Origin of the sequence: Nocardiopsis sp. EMB25, assembly GCF_026797795.1 — a bacterium.
Lineage (GTDB): Bacteria > Actinomycetota > Actinomycetes > Streptosporangiales > Streptosporangiaceae > Nocardiopsis > Nocardiopsis lucentensis.
In genome coordinates, this window is the sequence record NZ_JAMTDN010000001.1 from 800,442 (window position 1) to 817,236 (window position 16,795).

Consider the following 16,795-nt stretch of genomic DNA (forward strand, 5'->3'; position numbering starts at 1 on the left):
CGCTGACCGCGGCTCGGGGCGCGGACACGAGCGCAGGGCACGAGACGTCTTCCCGGAATACTACCGAGTAGGATTCGGTTTTGACGTTCGTGCCCCCCACCTCCCGTGCACATCCCGATCCGACGAGGAACACATGACGGTCAACACGCAGCCGGTCTCCGCACTGCCCGACCCCCGGGAGTTCGGCCTCCCCGTCGTCGACGGCGCCAGCATCCCCCCGGAACTGCGTTCCCTGGTGGCCCGTGTCCACGACCTCATCGACGCCGTCGCCAACACCGAAGCCGACGCGGAGGCCCTCGCCGAGGCCGCCGCCGCCGTCGAGACGCTCACCGACCGGCTCAACGTCGCCCGCCGCGAGGTCGGCACCATGGTCGAGCGCGATCTACGCGACGGCACGACCGAGTACGGCACCATCACCAACATCGTCGCGGGCGACACCAACCCCGCCGCCCCGCCGCTCTCCCTGGAACGCACCGCCGAGGGCCTGCGCGGTGAGGTCACCCTCAACACCGTCTACCAAGGGCCGCCCGGGCTGGTCCACGGCGGATGGGTCGCCGCCCTGCTCGACCAGGCCCTCGGCAGCGCCGCCGCGGTCGCGGGCATGCCCGGCCTCACCGCCAGACTCGAGACCGACTACCGCAGGCCCACCCCGCTGTTCACCCCGCTGGAGATCACCTCGCGCGTGACCGGGGTGGAGCGGCGCAAGGTGTTCGTCTCCGGTGAGATCCGTGCGGGCGGCGAGGTCACCGCCGAGGGAACCGCCATCATGGTGCAGTTCAAACTGCCCGAGCCCGGCGCGTAACGAGGGTCGGGCGGGCGAGCGCCGGACGGAGGAGGTAGGATCGGCGCCATGATCCACCGCTATTTCGTGTTTAGCCAGCCGACGGTCCCGTCGGCCGCTGACACGTAGGCGGACACAGGGATCGTCGGCAACGGAGCACTCGGGCATCGCCCCGGTGCTCCTTCGTCTTTCAGGCGGCCGATGCTCCCCACCGACGGCATCCCGACGGGACGTTCGGCCGCACCACGCCCACACCCGTTGGAGAGCACCGTGCACCGTCAGGCCACCACGCCCGAGCCCGCCGCCGACGAGCGGATCCGCCACCTGCGCGGCCGCATCGACCGGATGGACGCCGAACTCGCCGAGCTCCTGGAGCGCCGCGCCCTCGTCGCCGCCCAGGTCCAGCGGCTCAAGCCGGTCGGCTACTTCGCCGGACGCGACGCGCGCCGCGAGCGCGAACTGGTCGAGCGCATGGCCGAACACGCCCCGCGTCTGGGCCCCGACCGGCTCGCCGCGATCATGGACAGCGTCATCAGCGCGGGACTGGCCGCAGCCCAGGAGGAGGCCGAAGGGCGGCGCTGACCAGTGCCGACCCCCAGGCGCGGGAACCGTCCGGTTCGGAACCGCGTCCCATCTCCCGTGGCCCGGGTCCCGCCCCCGCACCGGGCCGCGGAAGGAGAGAGCGTGGCCCGGTTCCGTGGACGGAGGGAGGCCGCCTCCCACACCTCGCCCGAGGTGCGGAGGCGGCGCCGTGAGAAGCTGCGCAGGGAGGCGAACCGCTGGCTGCTCCCCGCCCTGCTGCTCCTTCTCGTGGGGCTGGCGTCCGCGGTGTTCGCCGGGGCCTGGGCGTGGGAGAACCACGCGCTCGACACCCAGGGCGAGGACGGTACCGCGCAGGCCCTCTGGTTCCTCGCCGACGACCAGTACGTGTGGTACGAGCAGGACGGGCGGTGGCGTGCGGACCCCGCACTCAGCGACGGGGTTCACGCCCACGGAACTCCCGTCACCGTCGAGGTGGTGCCCGGCCCCGACCCCCTGGTCGCGATCGACGGTGCCCGGCACCCGGCCGGGGCGGCCGCCGTCGTCGCGGCCGCCTCCCTGGCCCTCGGCACCGCTTTCTTCCTTCTGCACCTGAGGGTGTCCAGGGACCAGCGCGAGCTTCCGGGACGGCGCGGTGTGACCGACCTGGCACTCGACGCCTTCATCAGTGATCGGGGCATGGTGTTCTGCTTCATCGCCCTGATCACGTTCGGCGTCCTCGTGCCCATCGCCGTCGTGGACCCGGTCCCCGTCGACAACCCCAGACTCGCCACGGCCACTGTTCTGGACGTGTGGCCGTGCGATAAACGCGGGTGCCAGCACCAGGACGGAGAGATCTCCTACGCGGTCCGGGGCGCCGAGTACGTGCGGGAGGTCGAGAACGTCGTCTCAGGCGTGGGGGAGGAGGTCGAGGTCCTCTACAGCCACGACGACCCGGCTGACGTCGTGACCGTTGAGGAAGCCGACGGATACGACGCGTGGTTCACCACCCTGGTCCTCCTGACCGTCCTGCTGGTCGGCCTCGCCTTCCACGGAGTGGTCACCCAGCCCCTGCGGGTGCTCTGGCGCCGTCGACCGCAGAGGTCCTGATCCTCCCCACTCACGGGCGTCCCACGTCCACCCAGACCAGCCGGTGGTCGGAACTGGGGAAGGGGTGGTCGCCGGTCAGCCGGAACAGCGGATCGTCCGCCGCGGGCCAGAACACTCCGGCCCTGCCCACGGGAAGTTCCGCCGACGGCAGCACGTAGTCCGCGCGAAGATGCCCCTCGGACGGCGCGGCCGCCGCGTCCAGGGCGGCGGCGCCCAGGCCGCCTCGGCTGGACGGTTCCACGTCCCGCACCCGGGGATGCTCCAACAGGCGGGTGATCGCCTTGGGGTGACCGTCTCCCGCCGCCGGGTCGGCGTTCAGGTCCCCGGCGACGACGAACGGGGCCCCGGGCGCCAACCCGCCCCGCCGCCCCTCGTCGTCGTACACGTGCCCGGCGTCCCGGGACAGGTAGTCGACCCAGAACCGGATCTCGTCGTGGTTGCGCAGCACGTTGCGCCGCTCGGGGCCGTCGAAGGCGGGCGGTGTCGGATGGCTCGCCAGCACGTGCACCGGACGCCGTCCGCCCACGTCCACCGGAACGTCCCAGTGGCTCTTGGAGGACAGGCGCAGCACCGCCAACGCCTCGTCCGAGTGGAACCGCGCGCCCGTGTCGGGGCGCACCGGCAGCAACGCCCCCGGCAGGTCCGCCCAGCGGAACGTCCGGAACGTGCGCGCCCGGTCGGCGAGGATCGGGTACCGGGAGAACAGGACCATGCCGTACTGGCCGGGGAACAGTCCGAAACCGAACGCGTCCCCGGCGTAGGCGACGCTGCCGGGTTCGGTCACCACCCGGCCGTCGCCGTCCAGGTCCGTCCCCGAGGCCACCCCGGTGTTCACCGGGGCCGTGTACACGTACGGGTACACGATCCCCTCGGCGTCGCGGTGGCCCACCGACAGATAGCGGTCCTGGAACAGACGCGGACCCATCCCGCCCGGGTCGTGGTCGAACTCGTTGACGAGCAGGACGTCGGGGCGCACGCGCTGGACGATCTCGGCGACGTTGCGCGGCTGTGCGCCGCCCGGTCCGGCCAGTTCGGCCAACAGCGCACCGGCCGTCGGTCGGGTCAGCGCGGCGTTGAAGGTCGCGAACCGCACCTCACCGGGGCCGGGCGGGCCCGGAACCGAGGGCGAGACCACCGACACCGGACGCGCCGGACGCACACCTGAGGACGTCAGCACCAGGGTGGCGGTCGAACACACGGGAGGGCCTCTCACAAGGAGCACGGGGCACACCCGCCCCGTGGGCCGGACGTTAGCAGGTCGCCCCTCCACGGGGAGCGTAAACCGGTTGTCCCAACCACGCTCACCTTGCTTTCATGGCGCCCCATGGAACCGATTCGCCCCTTCCGCTGGAACGTCGCGCGCGGTGACCGGCTCGGCTCACTGCTCGACGGCCACGGGTACGAGCCCCTCTACCTGTCCGAACTCACCGAGTGCGCCGCCAAGGTGCTCGCCCGCAGCTCCGACGGGGATCTGTACTTCGTCGGCCGGTCCGCCGACAGTGTGTTCGACCTGCTCAGCGGCGTGCTCGCGGACACCCCGTACGATGCGCGGCTCCACCAGCTGCCGCTGTCCCTGTACGGCCTCGACGGCATGGGGCTCACGGGTGAGGAACGCGCCCGGCTGCGCGTCAACCTCACCGCCTCGGATCTGTCCCCGAAGGCGCTCGCGGCGAGGCGGCGCCCCTTCGTGTTCGCCGACCTCGTCCTGCACGGGTCGACGTTCACCAACCTCCACCACCAGCTGTGCGACTGGATCGAGGACGAGCGCGCCGCATGGAACGTGATCCGCGCCAAGATCCGCTACCTCGGGATCACCGCCCGGGAGAAGACCAGTCCGAACACCTGGCGGTGGCAGCAGAACAAGGACTGGGTCGCGCAGCTGCCGGGCAGGGCGGTGCGCAACGTCTCGATCGAGGGATGGTTGTGGCGCTACCTGGGCAACGACCAGCCCAAGACCGCCCGCTCCTTCCGGCGCACCCGCTGGGCGGACCCGGAGGTGACGGTGCCGCGCCGTGACGAGGAGGCGCGCCGGGGCCTGGCCGCCGCGGTCGCCCTCCACCAGTACGGCCGCACACGTGGGGTGCGCGAACACGTCCACGAGGTCCTCACCGGTGAGCCGGCCTTCCGCGAGTCCTGGCTGCGTGACATCGCCCGCGCGATCCGGGGGCGTTAGGCCACCCTTGGGGTGAACTCGATCAGCTCCACACCGTCGGCATCAGTACGGGTCACCGCTCCCTCGGCACCGAACACGTGAGCGAGCCTGACCAGGAGTTCCGGTCCGGGGTAGGTGGCATTCTCCTCCAGCTCCTCCGCTTCGTCGATACCGATACCCATACGTTCGGCCAATTCGGCGTGGGACCAGCCGCGCGCCGTCCGTTCCTGGTGGACGACGGTGGAAAGAGCCACACACCACCCGGCGCGTTCGTAGCCGGGGTGTCCCGACCAGTCCCCGGAGATCCTCCACACGCTGTGCGCCATCACTTCTCCTCCCGAGGGCGGTCGAACCAGCTACCGTGCGGGTCAGCGGCGAAGTGTTCTCGCTCGCACCGCTTCCGTGTGCTCTTGGCGTAGGTGACCTGGCGGGTGTCCCTGTCGCGCTGTTTGCGAAACATCGTCAGGAACACGACACGGTCCTCGCTGGGAAACCAGTAGGTCAGGCGCCAGGCCCCCGGCCGGAGCTCGTAGACATCCTCTCCCAACGGCTTCGCCTGTGGCTCTGTGAGCCTGCGCCCCATCAAGGCGAGCATCTCGGCCAGACGTAGAACGACCACGTACTCGTCCTCGCGGATCGCGTCCAGCTTCGCCTCAACCTCAGGTTCGAGCTCGAGGGTGATGCAGTCGGCTCTGTCCCGGTGCCGGGCCGAACGGCATGAGACGACGGTGCCGCCTGTTCGGAGTGGCCAAGATACTTCTCTTTCCGGTCAGTCACGTGCTGTTACCGTACGGGGCAGTGGGTGGCCGTGTGGTGGAATCAGCGTGGAATGTGATTTGCGCCGGGTTCCGGACGGTGCCGCGCCGTGACGAGGAGGCGCGCCGGGGCCTGGCCGCCGCGGTCGCCCTCCACCAGCACGGCCGCACACGTGGGGTGCGCGAACACGTCCACGAGGTCCTCACCGACGAGCCAACCTTCCGCGAGTCCTGGCCGCGCGACGTCGCCCGCGCGATCCGGGGGCGTTAGGCCGCCGGGGTCGGGTCCGGTTCCGGATCGACCCAGGTCACGTATGTGGTGTCCTCGCCGTGCCGGAAGAGCCGGAGCGCGGAGTCCAGGGAACCGAACGTGCCGCGAATCGGTGCGGTCTCCCCGGTGAGGACGACACTGCCGTCCCCGAAACACAGTCCCCAGGCGAGGATGACGCCGTCCTGCTCCGCGTAGTCCAGTGCGAGGACCGCGAACCGTCGCGGTGCCTGTTCGGCGGCCAGGGCATCGGCCTCGGATCGCAGATCTTCGGATATGAGGGCGAAGGTGTGGGCGCGCTGTGCGGTGGTGTTCTCCATGCGTCGAGACTGCGACAGGGGCGTCACCCTGCGCTACTGGTTCCTGTTCGCCTGTTGATCCGTGGATTCCCGTCCGAAATACCGCAGGGGCCGGTGGAGTGCTGTGGGCGTGCGCGATCCGCTGTGAACAGGTGAGGAGCGGTCGTGACCAGGTGACCGAACTCGGCCTGTGGAAAACCTCCACCGAAGGTGAGCGCGGAACTACGCTGAGATTGCCGATTCATCGGGATCGGCGTCACCCCTCACCCCTCCGGAGAGCCAGATATGACCGACCTGCACCTCGTGCCCGAGGAAGACGCGGACGAGCCGCAGCGGGCGACTCCGTTGGCTCTGCGGTACCACGCGAGTGAACTCAAGCGGTATCGGGAGGCGGCGGGGCTCACGCAGGAGCAGCTCTCGAACCTCATCCCGTACTCCAAGTCCATGATCTCGATGGTGGAGACAGCCAAGCGGTCGCCGTTGGAGACGCGGGGAGGCGAGAAACTCACATCCAGGTTCACCGACTACTGCGACCAGGTGCTGGACACCGGGGGAGCGCTCAGCCGGATACTGCCTCTACTGGAAGATGCGGGTGACCCGTACCCCTCCTGGTTCAGGCCGTACGCCAACCTGGAAGCCGAGGCTACGGCCATCTACATCTTCCAGTCCCAAACGGTGCCTGGACTGCTACAGACGGAGGAGTACGCGCAGGAATTGGCCAGGTGCCTGTATCCGGTTCCCAGTGAGACGGAGGTAGGGAGTCTCGTCACCGCTCGAATGCAGCGCCAGGAGATCCTGGGCCGGACGGAACCACCGCATCTGTTCTTCGTGATCGATGAGGCAGTCCTCAAACGGCGGATCGGGACGGCGTCGGTGATGAGGCAGCAGCTTCAACGACTGATGGACGTATCCCAGTGGCCGACTGTCAACCTTCTCATCATGCCCTTCTCGGTCGGTGGCCATCCGGCTATCGACGGGTCGCACGTGATCCTAGATCTGCCAGAGGGGGAGTCTGCCCTGTACGTTGAGGGGCCGGGAAGTGCGACCATCACCACCGTTCCCAGTGAGGTAAGGCCTGCGCAGCTTCGCTTTCTCGCTCTGTGTGGTGCCGCACTGCCGTCGTCCCTGTCGGTGGAGATGATCGAGAAGTACATGGGAGAGACATGAACAGGACCCCCTCCGCGACGGGTATGCAGTGGCGGAAATCCTCTTACAGCAGTGCCCAGGGTGGCGAGTGCGTGGAGGTGGCCGAGGGAGAGCACAGCATGTATCTCCGGGACTCCAAGAACCCGGGGCTGGGCTACTTCTCCTTCGACGCGGGGGAGTGGGACGCCTTCCTCGCCTCATCCAAGCAGAGCTGACCCCTTTCCCCTGTCCGGTGGCCGGAGACACCCGGCCACCGGACAGTGCGTTTCACGGGTGTGCTTCAGAGGTTCGTGCTAAGTATCGGGGGACGCGTGTTCAGCGCGGTGGATCCTGGTCACAACTCCGTCGTGAGCAGGTGCCTGAGATGCCCGAATCTCCTGTGGTCACGTGTGATCGCGCTCGCGCCATTCGTGAGCACGGTGTACGTATCCGCTGGTTCGCGTAGGGGCATGGTGACAGCGATCGCGACAGCGTGGTCACCGGCCTCCAGGGCTCCTGCGAGGGCCCGGTGCGTGTGGTCGCGGCGCTGGATTAGGTGAGGAACCAAGGAGGGGCGCTCATACGCAACCTGTACAACATCAACCTGAGTGGTGCCGACTGGGTGAAGCCCTGCGGTGGCAACAACGACTCCGACGGTGACGAGGAGTCCTGCGTCCTCGTCGTGAACACCCCCGAGGTGGTCGCCATCCGTGACTCCAAGAACCCGGTGGCCGAGCCACTGCGGTTCACGAAGGCCGAGATGGACGCCTTCGTCCGCTACTACGTCCGTGAGAACGATGTCGTGATCTAGATCGCGGCTCGTCGGGCGGGTCCCGCACTGATCAGTGGGGGACCCGTTTTGGTTGTCCACAGGGGTCCGCGAGAGTCGTGGGACGGGCGTAGGCTCAGGAGTCATCACCCGTCCGTCGACCCTCCTGGGGGCACCCGAGCCATGGCTGACTCCTTCACCCATCTGCACGTCCACACCGAGTACTCGATGTTGGACGGCGCCGCGAAACTCAAGCCCCTGTTCAAGGAGGCCTCGCGGTTGGGCATGCCAGCGGTCGCCATGACCGACCACGGCAACATGTTCGGGGCCTACGAGTTCTTCCAGCAGTCCAAGGGCACCGGGGTCAAACCCATCATCGGCATCGAGGCGTATGTGGCGCCGGAGTCGCGGTTCCACAAGAAGCGCGTCTTCTGGGGTCGGGCCAGCGGGTCCGACGACGTCGCCGGTGAGGGTGGCAAGGACGTCTCCGGTGGCGGTCGGTTCCTCCACATGACGATGCTCGCGGAGAACGAGACCGGGCTGCGCAACCTGTTCAAGATGTCCTCCCTGGCGTCCATGGAGGGCTACTACATGAAACCTCGAATGGACCTCGACCTCATGGCCGAGCACAGCGAGGGCATTATCGTCAGCACCGGTTGTCCCTCCGGCGGTGTGCAGACCCGTCTGCGACTGGGCCAGGAGAAGGAGGCGATCGCCTACGCCTCCCAGCTCCAGGACATCTTCGGCAAGGACAACGTCTTCCTGGAGTTGATGGACCACGGCGTCGATATCGAGAAGGAGGTTCGCGACGGCCTCCTCAAGGTCGGCCGTGAGCTGAACATCCCGCCGTTGGTCACCAACGACTCCCACTACGTCTACGAGAGCCAGTCCGCCGCGCACGACGCCCTGCTGGCGGTCGGCGTGGGCAAGAACCTGGACGACCCCACCCGGTTCCGCTTCAACGGGTCCGGTTACTACCTCAAGACCGCCGATGAGATGCGCGGCATCCTCAACTTCGACGAGTGGGCCCAGGGGTGCAAGAACACCCTGCTCATCGCCGAACGCATCGCGCCGGACGCCTACGACAACGTGTTCGCGCATCGCGACCTGATGCCCGCCTTCCCCATCCCCGAGGGGGAGACCGAGTCCTCCTGGCTGGCCAAGGAGGTCGAGAAGGGGCTCCATTTCCGGTACCCCAACGGCGTCTCCGAGGAAGCACGTCGGAGGGTCGAGTACGAACTCGGGATCATCAACGAGATGGGTTTCCCGGCCTACTTCCTCGTGACCGCCGACATCTGTCAGCACGCTCGTAAGACGGGGATCGCGCTGGGGCCGGGGCGTGGCTCCGCAGCGGGGTCGATGGTCGCCTACATCCTGGGCATCACCGATCTGGACCCCCTGGAGCACGGTCTGCTGTTCGAGCGGTTCCTCAACCCCGAACGTGTCTCCATGCCCGATATCGACCTCGACTTCGACGAGCGTCGGCGCGCCGAGATGATCGATTACGTCACGGAGTTGTACGGGGAGGAACGCGTCGCGCAGATCCTCACCTTCGGCACCATCAAGGCCAAGGCCGCGATCAAGGACTCCACCCGCATCCTCGGCATGCCCTACTCCGTGGGTGACCAGATCACCAAGGCGTTCCCGGCCCCCGTCGGCGGTAACGAGATCCCGCTGGACGCGGTCTTCAACACCGAGCACGAGCGCTACCCGGAGACCACCGAGCTGCGCGGCCTCATCGACAACGACCCCCAGGTCGCCAAGGTCATGGAGACCGCTCGTGGTATCGAGGGCCTGACCCGCGGCACCGGTGTGCACGCGGCGGGTGTCATCCTGTCCCGGGACCCCCTGCTCGACGTCATTCCCGTGCACAAGCGCGACACCGACGGCGCCATCATCACCGGCTTTCCCTACCCTCAGTGCGAGTCCATGGGTCTGCTCAAGATGGACTTCCTGGGCCTGCGCAACCTCACGATCATGGATGACGCGGTCAAGAGCATCAAGGAGGCCGAGGGGATCGACATCGACCTGGGGAGCCTGCCCCTGGACGACAAGAAGACCTTCGACCTGCTGGCACGCGGCGACACCCTGGGCGTGTTCCAGCTCGACGGCGGAGCGATGCGCAACCTGCTGCGCCGCATGGAACCCAAGCAGTTCGGCGACCTGACCGCCGTGATCTCCCTGTACCGGCCCGGCCCGATGGCGGCCAACGCCCACAACGACTACGCCGACCGGTCGAACGGGCGCCAGGAGATCACACCGATCCACCCGGATCTCAAGGACGCACTGGATCCGATCCTCGGTGAGACGTACCACCTCATCGTCTACCAAGAGCAGATCATGGCCATCGCCCAGCAGCTGGCCGGGTACAGCCTGGGCGGCGCCGACCTGATGCGTCGCGCCATGGGTAAGAAGAAGAAGGAGGCCCTGGAGGCGGAGGAGGCCAAGTTCTTCCCCGGTGCCGCCGAGCGCGGCTTCTCCAAGGAGGCCACCCAAGCGCTGTGGGACGTCATGCTCCCCTTCGCCGGGTACGCGTTCAACAAGTCGCACGCCGCCGGATACGCCCTCGTCGCGTACTGGACCGCCTACCTCAAGGCCAACTACCCGGCCGCGTACATGGCCGCGCTGCTCACCTCGGTCAGTGACGACAAGGACAAGATGGCGGTCTACCTGGCCGAGTGCCGGACCCAGGGCATCAAGGTGCTCCCGCCGGACGTCAACGAGTCGGGTCTGCGGTTCACCCCGGTGGGCAAGGACATCCGCTTCGGCATGGGCGCGGTCCGCAACGTCGGCGCCAACGTCGTCAACTCGATCATCAAGACCCGTACGGAGAAGGGCAAGTTCACCTCCTTCACCGACTTCCTGTCCAAGATCGAACTGGCGGCCTGCAACAAGCGCGTCATCGAGTCGCTGATCAAGGCGGGCGGGTTCGACTCCCTGGGCCAGCCCCGGCGCGAGCTGTACCGCCACCACGAGACGGCGGTCGACGGCATGATCAGCTCCAAGAAGCAGGAGGCGCACGGCCAGTTCGACCTGTTCGGCGGCGGTGACGACGACGGTGACTCCACGCCGATCGGGCTGAACATCCAGTGGGGCGACGAGGAGTGGGACCGCAAGACCAAACTCGCCTTCGAGCGCGAGATGCTGGGCCTGTACGTGTCCAGCCACCCGCTGGCCGGTGCCGAACGCATCCTGGCTCGCTCGCGTGACACCTCCATCGCCCAGGTCGTCGCCGGTGAGCTGAGCCGGGAACGCGGCGAGGTGCGTATCTCCGGCCTGATCTCCAAGGTGGACAAGCGCGTCAACAAGGCGGGCAACCAGTGGGCGATCGCCACGGTGGAGGACCTGGACGCCAGCATGGAGGTCCTGTTCTTCCCCAAGACCTATCCGCTGTACGTGGAGGCCCTGCTGGAGGACACCGCGGTCACCGTCAAGGGCCGCCTGAACGAGCGTGACGGCACCTACTCGATGTTCGCCTCGGAGATGTCGATCCTGGACATCTCGCACGTGTCCGACGGGGAACCCCCGGTCCTGCTGACCGTGGACGAGAAGCGGCTCACCACGGAGCTGGTCGACGACCTGCGCCAGGTCCTGAGCTCCCACAAGGGGGAGACCCCGGTGCGTATCCGGGTGGACAACCCGGTGCGGTCGCGGATCTATGCCGTGGACCGGTACTCCGTGCGGATCTCCCCGGAGTTCAACAGTGAGATGAAGAGCCTGTTGGGGGCCTACGCGGTCGACTACTGATCCCGAAGGACCCCAGGGGGTCCCGTGTGCCGTTCGGGCACGCGGGACCCCCTTCGTCGTGTCCGAGGCGACTTCTTCGCGGCGGTCCTCTTGCGCCGATGAAGTTAGCGATATATCTTTGAGCTATCAGAAACGAAAGATGACTGTCGTAATTAGATCAGACAGTCGCTTCGTGTCGCTACGACGCAGAAGGAGTACCCATGAGCGCCATGGCACTACCCGGCCCCTGGTCCTGGGAGGGGCGCGGCGGTCGACCGTTCCGCGGTCCCTGGTCCTGGCGGCCGACCGACACCCCGCGCGGTCACCACGACCACGGTCACGACGAGGCGCCCGGCGAGGAGCGCCACGAGCACCATCGCGCCGAGTTCGGCCACCGGCCGCCACCTCCCCCCGGGCCTCCCGGCCCGCCCCCCACGCCGCCCTGGGGTGGCGGCCCCGCAGCGCACGGCTTCGGCGGGTTCGGCGGTTTCGGCCCGCACGGCGGCCCCCTCGGGCACGGCGGAGGCCGTCGCGGTGGCTCCCGCCGCGCCCGGCGCGGCGACGTCCGCACCGGCATCCTGCTGCTGCTCGCCGAGGAGCCGCGCAGCGGATACGAGATCATCCGCGAGGGCCGTGAGCGCAGCGGCGGCATGTGGCGGCCCAGTCCCGGCTCCGTCTACCCCATGCTCCAGCAGTTGGAGGACGAGGGGCTGGTCAGTCAGATCGCGGAGGAGGGGCGCCGCCGCCCCTACCAGCTCACCGAGGAGGGCATCGCCCACCTGGAGGAGCACGGCGCCGACCTCACCCCGCCCTGGGCGGCGGGGGACGACGCCCACGCCGACACCCGCTCACGCTACGAGGAGATGGGCGAGCTCGCCTACCAGCTCAGCGCCGCTGCGGCCCAGGTCGCCCAGGCGGGTACCGACGAGCAGTCGGAACGGGCCAAACGGCTCCTGAACGAGACCAAACGAGGCCTGTACCGAATCCTGGCCGAGGACGACGGAGCCGACGAACACTCCGACATAGAGGAGTGACACACGGCGGCGCCCGCTGACGAGAAGCTCGTCAGAGGGCGCCGATGTGTCACGCGCTGTGCAGGACCTCGGCGTGGCGCATGTCGTGCACGGTGGTGATCTGGCCGAAGAAGTCGGCGACGGCCTCGTCGGAGGGCATCTCCTTCGCGGCCCGCTCGGCGGTCTCGCGGGACCGCCACTGGATGAGGTCGCCGATGCTGCCGTCGTCGAAACGCACGAGCTGGGCGCTGACGAACTCGTCCCCGTAGCGCTCCTTCAGCCGGTGGAGGAGCCCGTCGCGCCCTGCGACCAAGGCGTCGGCGTCGCTGGTCTCGAAGCGAACGTACTCAAGCGTCATGGAGGACCATCCTGTTCCTGACGATCAGACCTGTCACGGATTTACTTGTTCAAACCCGTGACGTGAAGGTATCACGGATTCAGGTTGCAAAATCCGGTAGTTTGAGGGGATGGCGCTGCGTGAGTTCTACGACATGCCGTGGATCGGCCACGAGCACCCCGTCCTCGACCTGACCAACACCGTCGTCATCGGCGCCGGTCCCGGACACGGCGACGTCGACTTCCTCTCCGATCCCGGGCTGACCGCGGCGTGGCGGGAGCGGCTCGGAAACCGGGCGCTGGCGCGGGAACCGCTCGGCGCGCTGCGTGCGCTCCGCGCCCCGTTGCGGGCCGCGGTGGACGCCAGAGCGAGGGGTGAGCAGATCCCGGACCGGACGCGGGAGGAGCTCAACACCCTGGCCGCGGGCGCCCCCGTGACCATGCGTCTGGGCGCCGACGGCGGTCTCGTCCACGAGGAGGCGGCCGACGACGTCGGCGCCGTGCTGGCCAGGGAGGCGCTCGTGCTGCTGGCGCGGGAGGGCAAGGAGCGGCTGCGCCGTTGCGACGCCCCCAGCTGTGGCATGTACTTCCTGCGTACGCGCAGGGACCAGGCGTGGTGCACGGTGATGTGCGGAAACCGGGCGCGTGCCGCCCGGCGGCGCCCGGCCTCCTGACCACACGGACGCGGGGCTACTTGCCGGTCACACCATCGGCGAGCTCGCGCACCACATCCAGGTGCCCGTTGTGTCGGGCCGTCTCCTCGATCATGTGCAGCAGCACCCATCTCAGGGTCGGGTTGGGCCGTGCCTTGCGGGCGGTCGTACCCAGCTCCAGCCGGGCGGTGATCTCCCGCGAGCGCGCACACTGGGCGTCGTACTCGTCGAGCAGCTCCGCCAACGGTCGCTGCGCGCCGACCCGGAACTCCGCGTCGGGATCCTCGGGCGAATAGGGTGCCCGATCGGGTTGGTTGAGCATGACGGTGTCGAACCAGTAGGCCTCCACCCAGCGCAGGTGCGACACGATGCCGCCCACCGTCATCAGCGGCGAGGCCGGCAGCGGGCTCGCGCCCACGTGTTCGGGGGCGAGCCCGGCGCACTTGCGACGCACGGTCGCGCGGTGCCAGTCCAGCCACGACGAGAGCATCGTGCGCTCGTCGGCGGCCATCGGAGGGTCGACTCGGGCGGGTTCGGTCAGGGGCGAGGGGACGGTGATGTCGCTCATGCGGGTATTCTCCTTCCGGCCGTGCCCCGCAGCCAGTGCTTTTCCGGGGCGTCGACGAGCCCGGGAGAAGGGGGAACATGACCGATCACAGTCGTGCGGGGGCAGCGCGCCACGCGCTCCTCGTGAGCGCGTGCGTCCTGGTCGGCATGGCCCTGATCGGCACCGTCCTGGGCCCGGTGTGGTGGCTGCTGGCCCCCGACCGCGCGGTGGGCACCGCGCTCGGGGACGGCCGGGTCTTCACGGGCACCGCCGGGGAGGTCTTCGCGGGGGAGGCGTACTTCGCCCTCATCACGGGGGCCGCCGGTATGGCCACCGGTTACGCCGCCTACATGGTCCAGTTCTCCCTGGCGCGCTATCGGATCCAGGACCTGCGCATGGTCTTCCTGGTCGCGGGCACCCTGGGCGCGATGGCCGCGACCGTGCTCACCTGGCAGGTCGGGACCCTGATCGACGCGCCCCTCCACGCGGCCGCGGCCGCCGCCGAACGCGGGGAGTCCGTCACCGTCGGTCTCGACCTGCGCGCGACCTCGTTCCTGGTGGTCTGGCCCTTCCTCTTCGTCCTCCAGTACGGACTGTTGGACGGGATCAGCGCCCTGCGCTCCGACCAGCCGGGCGTGCTCCCGCCCGCCCCTGATCCGGAGCCCCCGCAGGCCGTGGAGCACCCGCGACCCCCGCGGGCCGCGGACCCGACCGACACCTCCGCGACCCCCGAACACGGCCAGACCGGCACCGAGGACTCCGCTCCCTGAGCCCCGCGGGTCAGAGGCTCTGGACGGTGCCCTCGTACATGCCGTCCAGCAGTTCGCGGTACTTCTCCTCGATCGCCCGCCGCCGCATCTTGAGACTCGGGGTGATCTCCCCCTCCTCCACCGACAGGTCACTCGGCAGGATCGCGAAGCGCTTCACGGTCTCGTGCCGGGGCAGATCCCGGTTCAACGTGTCGATCGCCTCCTGCACGATCGCCCGAACCGCGGGCTCCCCGGTCAGCGCGGTGTAGTCGAGCCCGCCCAGGCCTTTGTCGGCGGCCCACTCGGCGATCGCCTCGGGGTCCAGAGCCACGAGTGCCACGCAGTACGGCCGCCGATCCCCGTGCACGACCAGGTTGCTCACGTACGGGCACAGCGCCTTGAACCGGCCCTCGATGCCCTGCGGTGCCACGTACTTGCCGCCGGAGGTCTTGATCAGTTCCTTCTTGCGGTCGGTGATACGCAGGTGCCCGTCCTCCAGGACGCCGATGTCACCGGTCGCGAACCACCCGTCCTCCGTCAGCACCGCCTCGGTGGCACCGGACAGGTTGTGGTAGCCGCGCATCACCCCGCCGCCGCGCAGCATCACCTCGCCGTCCTCGGCGATCCTGACCTCGGTACCGGGCATCGGCAGCCCCACACTCCCGAACCGCACCTCGCCCGGCCGATTGACGAACGTGGCTCCACTGCTCTCCGTGAGCCCGTACCCCTCCAGGATCGTGATCCCCGCACCGTGGAAGAACCGGCCGATCTCCGGGGCCAGGGGCGCGCTGCCGGAGACGAAGAATCGGAGCCGTCCCCCGAACCGGGCACGCAGCTTGGAGAACACCAGCCGGTCGGCGACACGGTGCTGCGCGGCCAGTACACCGCCGGGTTCGCGCCCCCGCTCGTGCTCGCGCGCGACTCGGTCGGCCACGCCCGCCGCCCACCGGAAGATCCGATACCGGGCCGCGCCGCCCTCCTTGGCCTGTATCACCACGCGGTTGTACACCTTCTCGAAGATGCGCGGCGCCGCCGCCATGAACGTCGGCCGGACCACGGCCAGATTGTCCACGATCCGGTCCATGCGCCCGTCCACCGCCGTCCGGTAGCCGATGCGCAGCTGGCCCACCTGGATGACCTTGCCGAACACGTGCGCCAGCGGCAGCCACAGGTACTGCACGTCGTCACCGGTCAACAGCGCCCGCCCCTGAGCGCGCAGCTCCTGGTCGAGGGTGTGCAGGGCCTCGGCCTCGTACAGCCAGTTGGCGTGGTCGAGCCGTACCCCCTTGGGCCTGCCCGTGGTGCCGGAGGTGTAGATGAGGGTGGCCAGGTGTTCGGGGCGCACCCGTGCCACCAACTCCCCGAACAGGCCGGGCCGCTCGGCGGCCAGTCGTGCGCCGCGCGCCTCCAGTTCGGCGAGCGACATCACCCACTCGTCGTCGCCCCCGGCCTCGCCCTCGAAGGCGATCACCCGGGTCAGGCCAGGCATCTGGGCGCGCTGTCGGAGCAGCTTGGCGACCTGTTCGTCGTCCTCGGCGAAGGCGACCATGCTGCCGGAGTCGGAGACGATGTAGGCGCAGTCGGGCGGGGTGCACGAGGGGTAGATGGTCGTCGTCGCCCCTCCCGCGCACAGCACGCCGAGGTCGGCCAGGATCCACTCGATCCTGGTGCTCGCCGCGATCGCGCACCGGGCCTGGGAGGTCACCCCGAGCGAGTGCAGCCCCAGGGCGATGTCGCGGACACGGTCACAGGTCTGGGCCCAGGTCAGCTCGGCCCAGGTCTCGCCGTCGCCGGAGGGCGCCGGGACGGGGTGGGTGAAGGCCACGGCGTCGCCGGATTCGGCGACACGGGCGGTGAACATGGCGGCGATCGAGGGAAAGGGGGATGAACTGTTGTTCATGTCACAACGCTACCCCCGGGTAGCGGGTCCGGCAACGGTCCGTGGCCGACTGTGCGCGGAAGCACCGGCCCCTGTGGCGCGGGGGATGGGCGA

19 protein-coding genes are annotated in these 16,795 nt (G+C 68.9%); 12 read left to right on the plus strand and 7 right to left on the minus strand.

Annotated features, from left to right (window positions below; all coding sequences use genetic code 11):
• Window positions 1-133 precede the first annotated feature (133 nt).
• From KIK06_RS03390 to KIK06_RS03400, 3 genes are all read left to right on the plus strand, one after another.
• Window positions 134-802 carry a PaaI family thioesterase gene (locus tag KIK06_RS03390; protein ID WP_268641861.1) on the plus strand — a complete coding sequence of 223 codons (669 nt, stop codon included), beginning with the start codon at window positions 134-136 and terminating at the stop codon, window positions 800-802.
• A 249-nt stretch (window positions 803-1,051) separates the two neighbouring features.
• Window positions 1,052-1,363 carry a chorismate mutase gene (locus KIK06_RS03395; RefSeq protein WP_017600221.1) on the plus strand — a complete coding sequence of 104 codons (312 nt, stop codon included), beginning with the start codon at window positions 1,052-1,054 and terminating at the stop codon, window positions 1,361-1,363.
• 102 nt (window positions 1,364-1,465) lie between these two features.
• Window positions 1,466-2,410: a hypothetical protein gene (locus tag KIK06_RS03400; protein ID WP_268641862.1), complete on the plus strand. Its 945-nt coding sequence runs from the start codon at window positions 1,466-1,468 to the stop codon at window positions 2,408-2,410.
• 10 nt (window positions 2,411-2,420) lie between these two features.
• On the opposite strand, the gene KIK06_RS03405 is transcribed toward KIK06_RS03400, so the two are convergent.
• Window positions 2,421-3,608, minus strand: a complete 1,188-nt coding sequence (locus KIK06_RS03405; protein ID WP_268641863.1) for an endonuclease/exonuclease/phosphatase family protein — start codon at window positions 3,606-3,608, stop codon at window positions 2,421-2,423.
• 126 nt (window positions 3,609-3,734) lie between these two features.
• Between KIK06_RS03405 and KIK06_RS03410 the strand changes: the two genes are divergently transcribed.
• On the plus strand, window positions 3,735-4,583 hold the full coding sequence (locus KIK06_RS03410) for a hypothetical protein (RefSeq protein ID WP_268641864.1): 849 nt from the start codon (window positions 3,735-3,737) through the stop codon (window positions 4,581-4,583).
• Here the strand turns inward: KIK06_RS03410 and KIK06_RS03415 are convergent.
• Window positions 4,580-4,888 carry a helix-turn-helix domain-containing protein gene (locus tag KIK06_RS03415; RefSeq protein WP_017600217.1) on the minus strand — a complete coding sequence of 103 codons (309 nt, stop codon included), beginning with the start codon at window positions 4,886-4,888 and terminating at the stop codon, window positions 4,580-4,582. The genes KIK06_RS03410 and KIK06_RS03415 overlap by 4 nt on opposite strands.
• On the minus strand, window positions 4,888-5,244 hold the full coding sequence (locus KIK06_RS03420; RefSeq protein ID WP_327084672.1) for a type II toxin-antitoxin system RelE/ParE family toxin: 357 nt from the start codon (window positions 5,242-5,244) through the stop codon (window positions 4,888-4,890). Before KIK06_RS03420 ends, KIK06_RS03415 begins: the two co-directional genes overlap by 1 nt.
• Before the next feature lie 173 nt (window positions 5,245-5,417).
• Between KIK06_RS03420 and KIK06_RS03425 the strand changes: the two genes are divergently transcribed.
• Window positions 5,418-5,588 (plus strand): hypothetical protein, encoded by a 171-nt coding sequence (locus KIK06_RS03425; RefSeq protein ID WP_268641865.1) that lies wholly within the window; start codon window positions 5,418-5,420, stop codon window positions 5,586-5,588.
• On the opposite strand, the gene KIK06_RS03430 is transcribed toward KIK06_RS03425, so the two are convergent.
• The gene (locus KIK06_RS03430) at window positions 5,585-5,905 is read right to left on the minus strand and encodes a hypothetical protein (protein WP_268641866.1); all 321 of its coding nucleotides are present in this window, start codon (window positions 5,903-5,905) and stop codon (window positions 5,585-5,587) included. The genes KIK06_RS03425 and KIK06_RS03430 overlap by 4 nt on opposite strands.
• A gap of 264 nt (window positions 5,906-6,169) precedes the next feature.
• Between KIK06_RS03430 and KIK06_RS03435 the strand changes: the two genes are divergently transcribed.
• The 5 genes from KIK06_RS03435 (at window position 6,170) to KIK06_RS03455 (ending at window position 12,538) form a co-directional block, all read left to right on the plus strand.
• Complete coding sequence (locus KIK06_RS03435; RefSeq protein WP_268641867.1) at window positions 6,170-7,051, plus strand: helix-turn-helix domain-containing protein; 882 nt, start codon at window positions 6,170-6,172, stop codon at window positions 7,049-7,051.
• On the plus strand, window positions 7,048-7,245 hold the full coding sequence (locus KIK06_RS03440; protein ID WP_017600212.1) for a DUF397 domain-containing protein: 198 nt from the start codon (window positions 7,048-7,050) through the stop codon (window positions 7,243-7,245). Before KIK06_RS03435 ends, KIK06_RS03440 begins: the two co-directional genes overlap by 4 nt.
• Before the next feature lie 320 nt (window positions 7,246-7,565).
• The gene (locus tag KIK06_RS03445) at window positions 7,566-7,820 is read left to right on the plus strand and encodes a DUF397 domain-containing protein (RefSeq protein ID WP_268641868.1); all 255 of its coding nucleotides are present in this window, start codon (window positions 7,566-7,568) and stop codon (window positions 7,818-7,820) included.
• A 141-nt stretch (window positions 7,821-7,961) separates the two neighbouring features.
• Window positions 7,962-11,525 carry a DNA polymerase III subunit alpha gene (gene dnaE, locus KIK06_RS03450; protein ID WP_268641869.1) on the plus strand — a complete coding sequence of 1,188 codons (3,564 nt, stop codon included), beginning with the start codon at window positions 7,962-7,964 and terminating at the stop codon, window positions 11,523-11,525.
• A 200-nt stretch (window positions 11,526-11,725) separates the two neighbouring features.
• Window positions 11,726-12,538, plus strand: coding sequence for a PadR family transcriptional regulator (locus KIK06_RS03455; RefSeq protein WP_268641870.1), 813 nt, complete (start codon window positions 11,726-11,728; stop codon window positions 12,536-12,538).
• A 49-nt stretch (window positions 12,539-12,587) separates the two neighbouring features.
• Here the strand turns inward: KIK06_RS03455 and KIK06_RS03460 are convergent, their stop codons facing one another.
• A complete protein-coding gene (locus tag KIK06_RS03460; protein WP_268641871.1) occupies window positions 12,588-12,875 on the minus strand; it encodes a hypothetical protein in 288 nt (95 codons plus the stop codon).
• A 109-nt stretch (window positions 12,876-12,984) separates the two neighbouring features.
• Here KIK06_RS03460 and KIK06_RS03465 point away from each other — a divergent pair, with 109 nt between their 5' ends.
• Window positions 12,985-13,527, plus strand: a complete 543-nt coding sequence (locus tag KIK06_RS03465; RefSeq protein WP_268641872.1) for an ABATE domain-containing protein — start codon at window positions 12,985-12,987, stop codon at window positions 13,525-13,527.
• 16 nt (window positions 13,528-13,543) lie between these two features.
• Here KIK06_RS03465 and KIK06_RS03470 read toward each other — a convergent pair whose 3' ends face one another.
• A complete protein-coding gene (locus KIK06_RS03470) occupies window positions 13,544-14,074 on the minus strand; it encodes a DinB family protein (RefSeq protein ID WP_268641873.1) in 531 nt (176 codons plus the stop codon).
• Between the two features lie 77 nt (window positions 14,075-14,151).
• Between KIK06_RS03470 and KIK06_RS03475 the strand changes: the two genes are divergently transcribed.
• Window positions 14,152-14,823: a hypothetical protein gene (locus KIK06_RS03475; RefSeq protein ID WP_268641874.1), complete on the plus strand. Its 672-nt coding sequence runs from the start codon at window positions 14,152-14,154 to the stop codon at window positions 14,821-14,823.
• 10 nt (window positions 14,824-14,833) lie between these two features.
• Here the strand turns inward: KIK06_RS03475 and KIK06_RS03480 are convergent, their stop codons facing one another.
• Complete coding sequence (locus tag KIK06_RS03480) at window positions 14,834-16,702, minus strand: AMP-dependent synthetase/ligase (protein ID WP_268641875.1); 1,869 nt, start codon at window positions 16,700-16,702, stop codon at window positions 14,834-14,836.
• Window positions 16,703-16,795 lie beyond the last annotated feature (93 nt).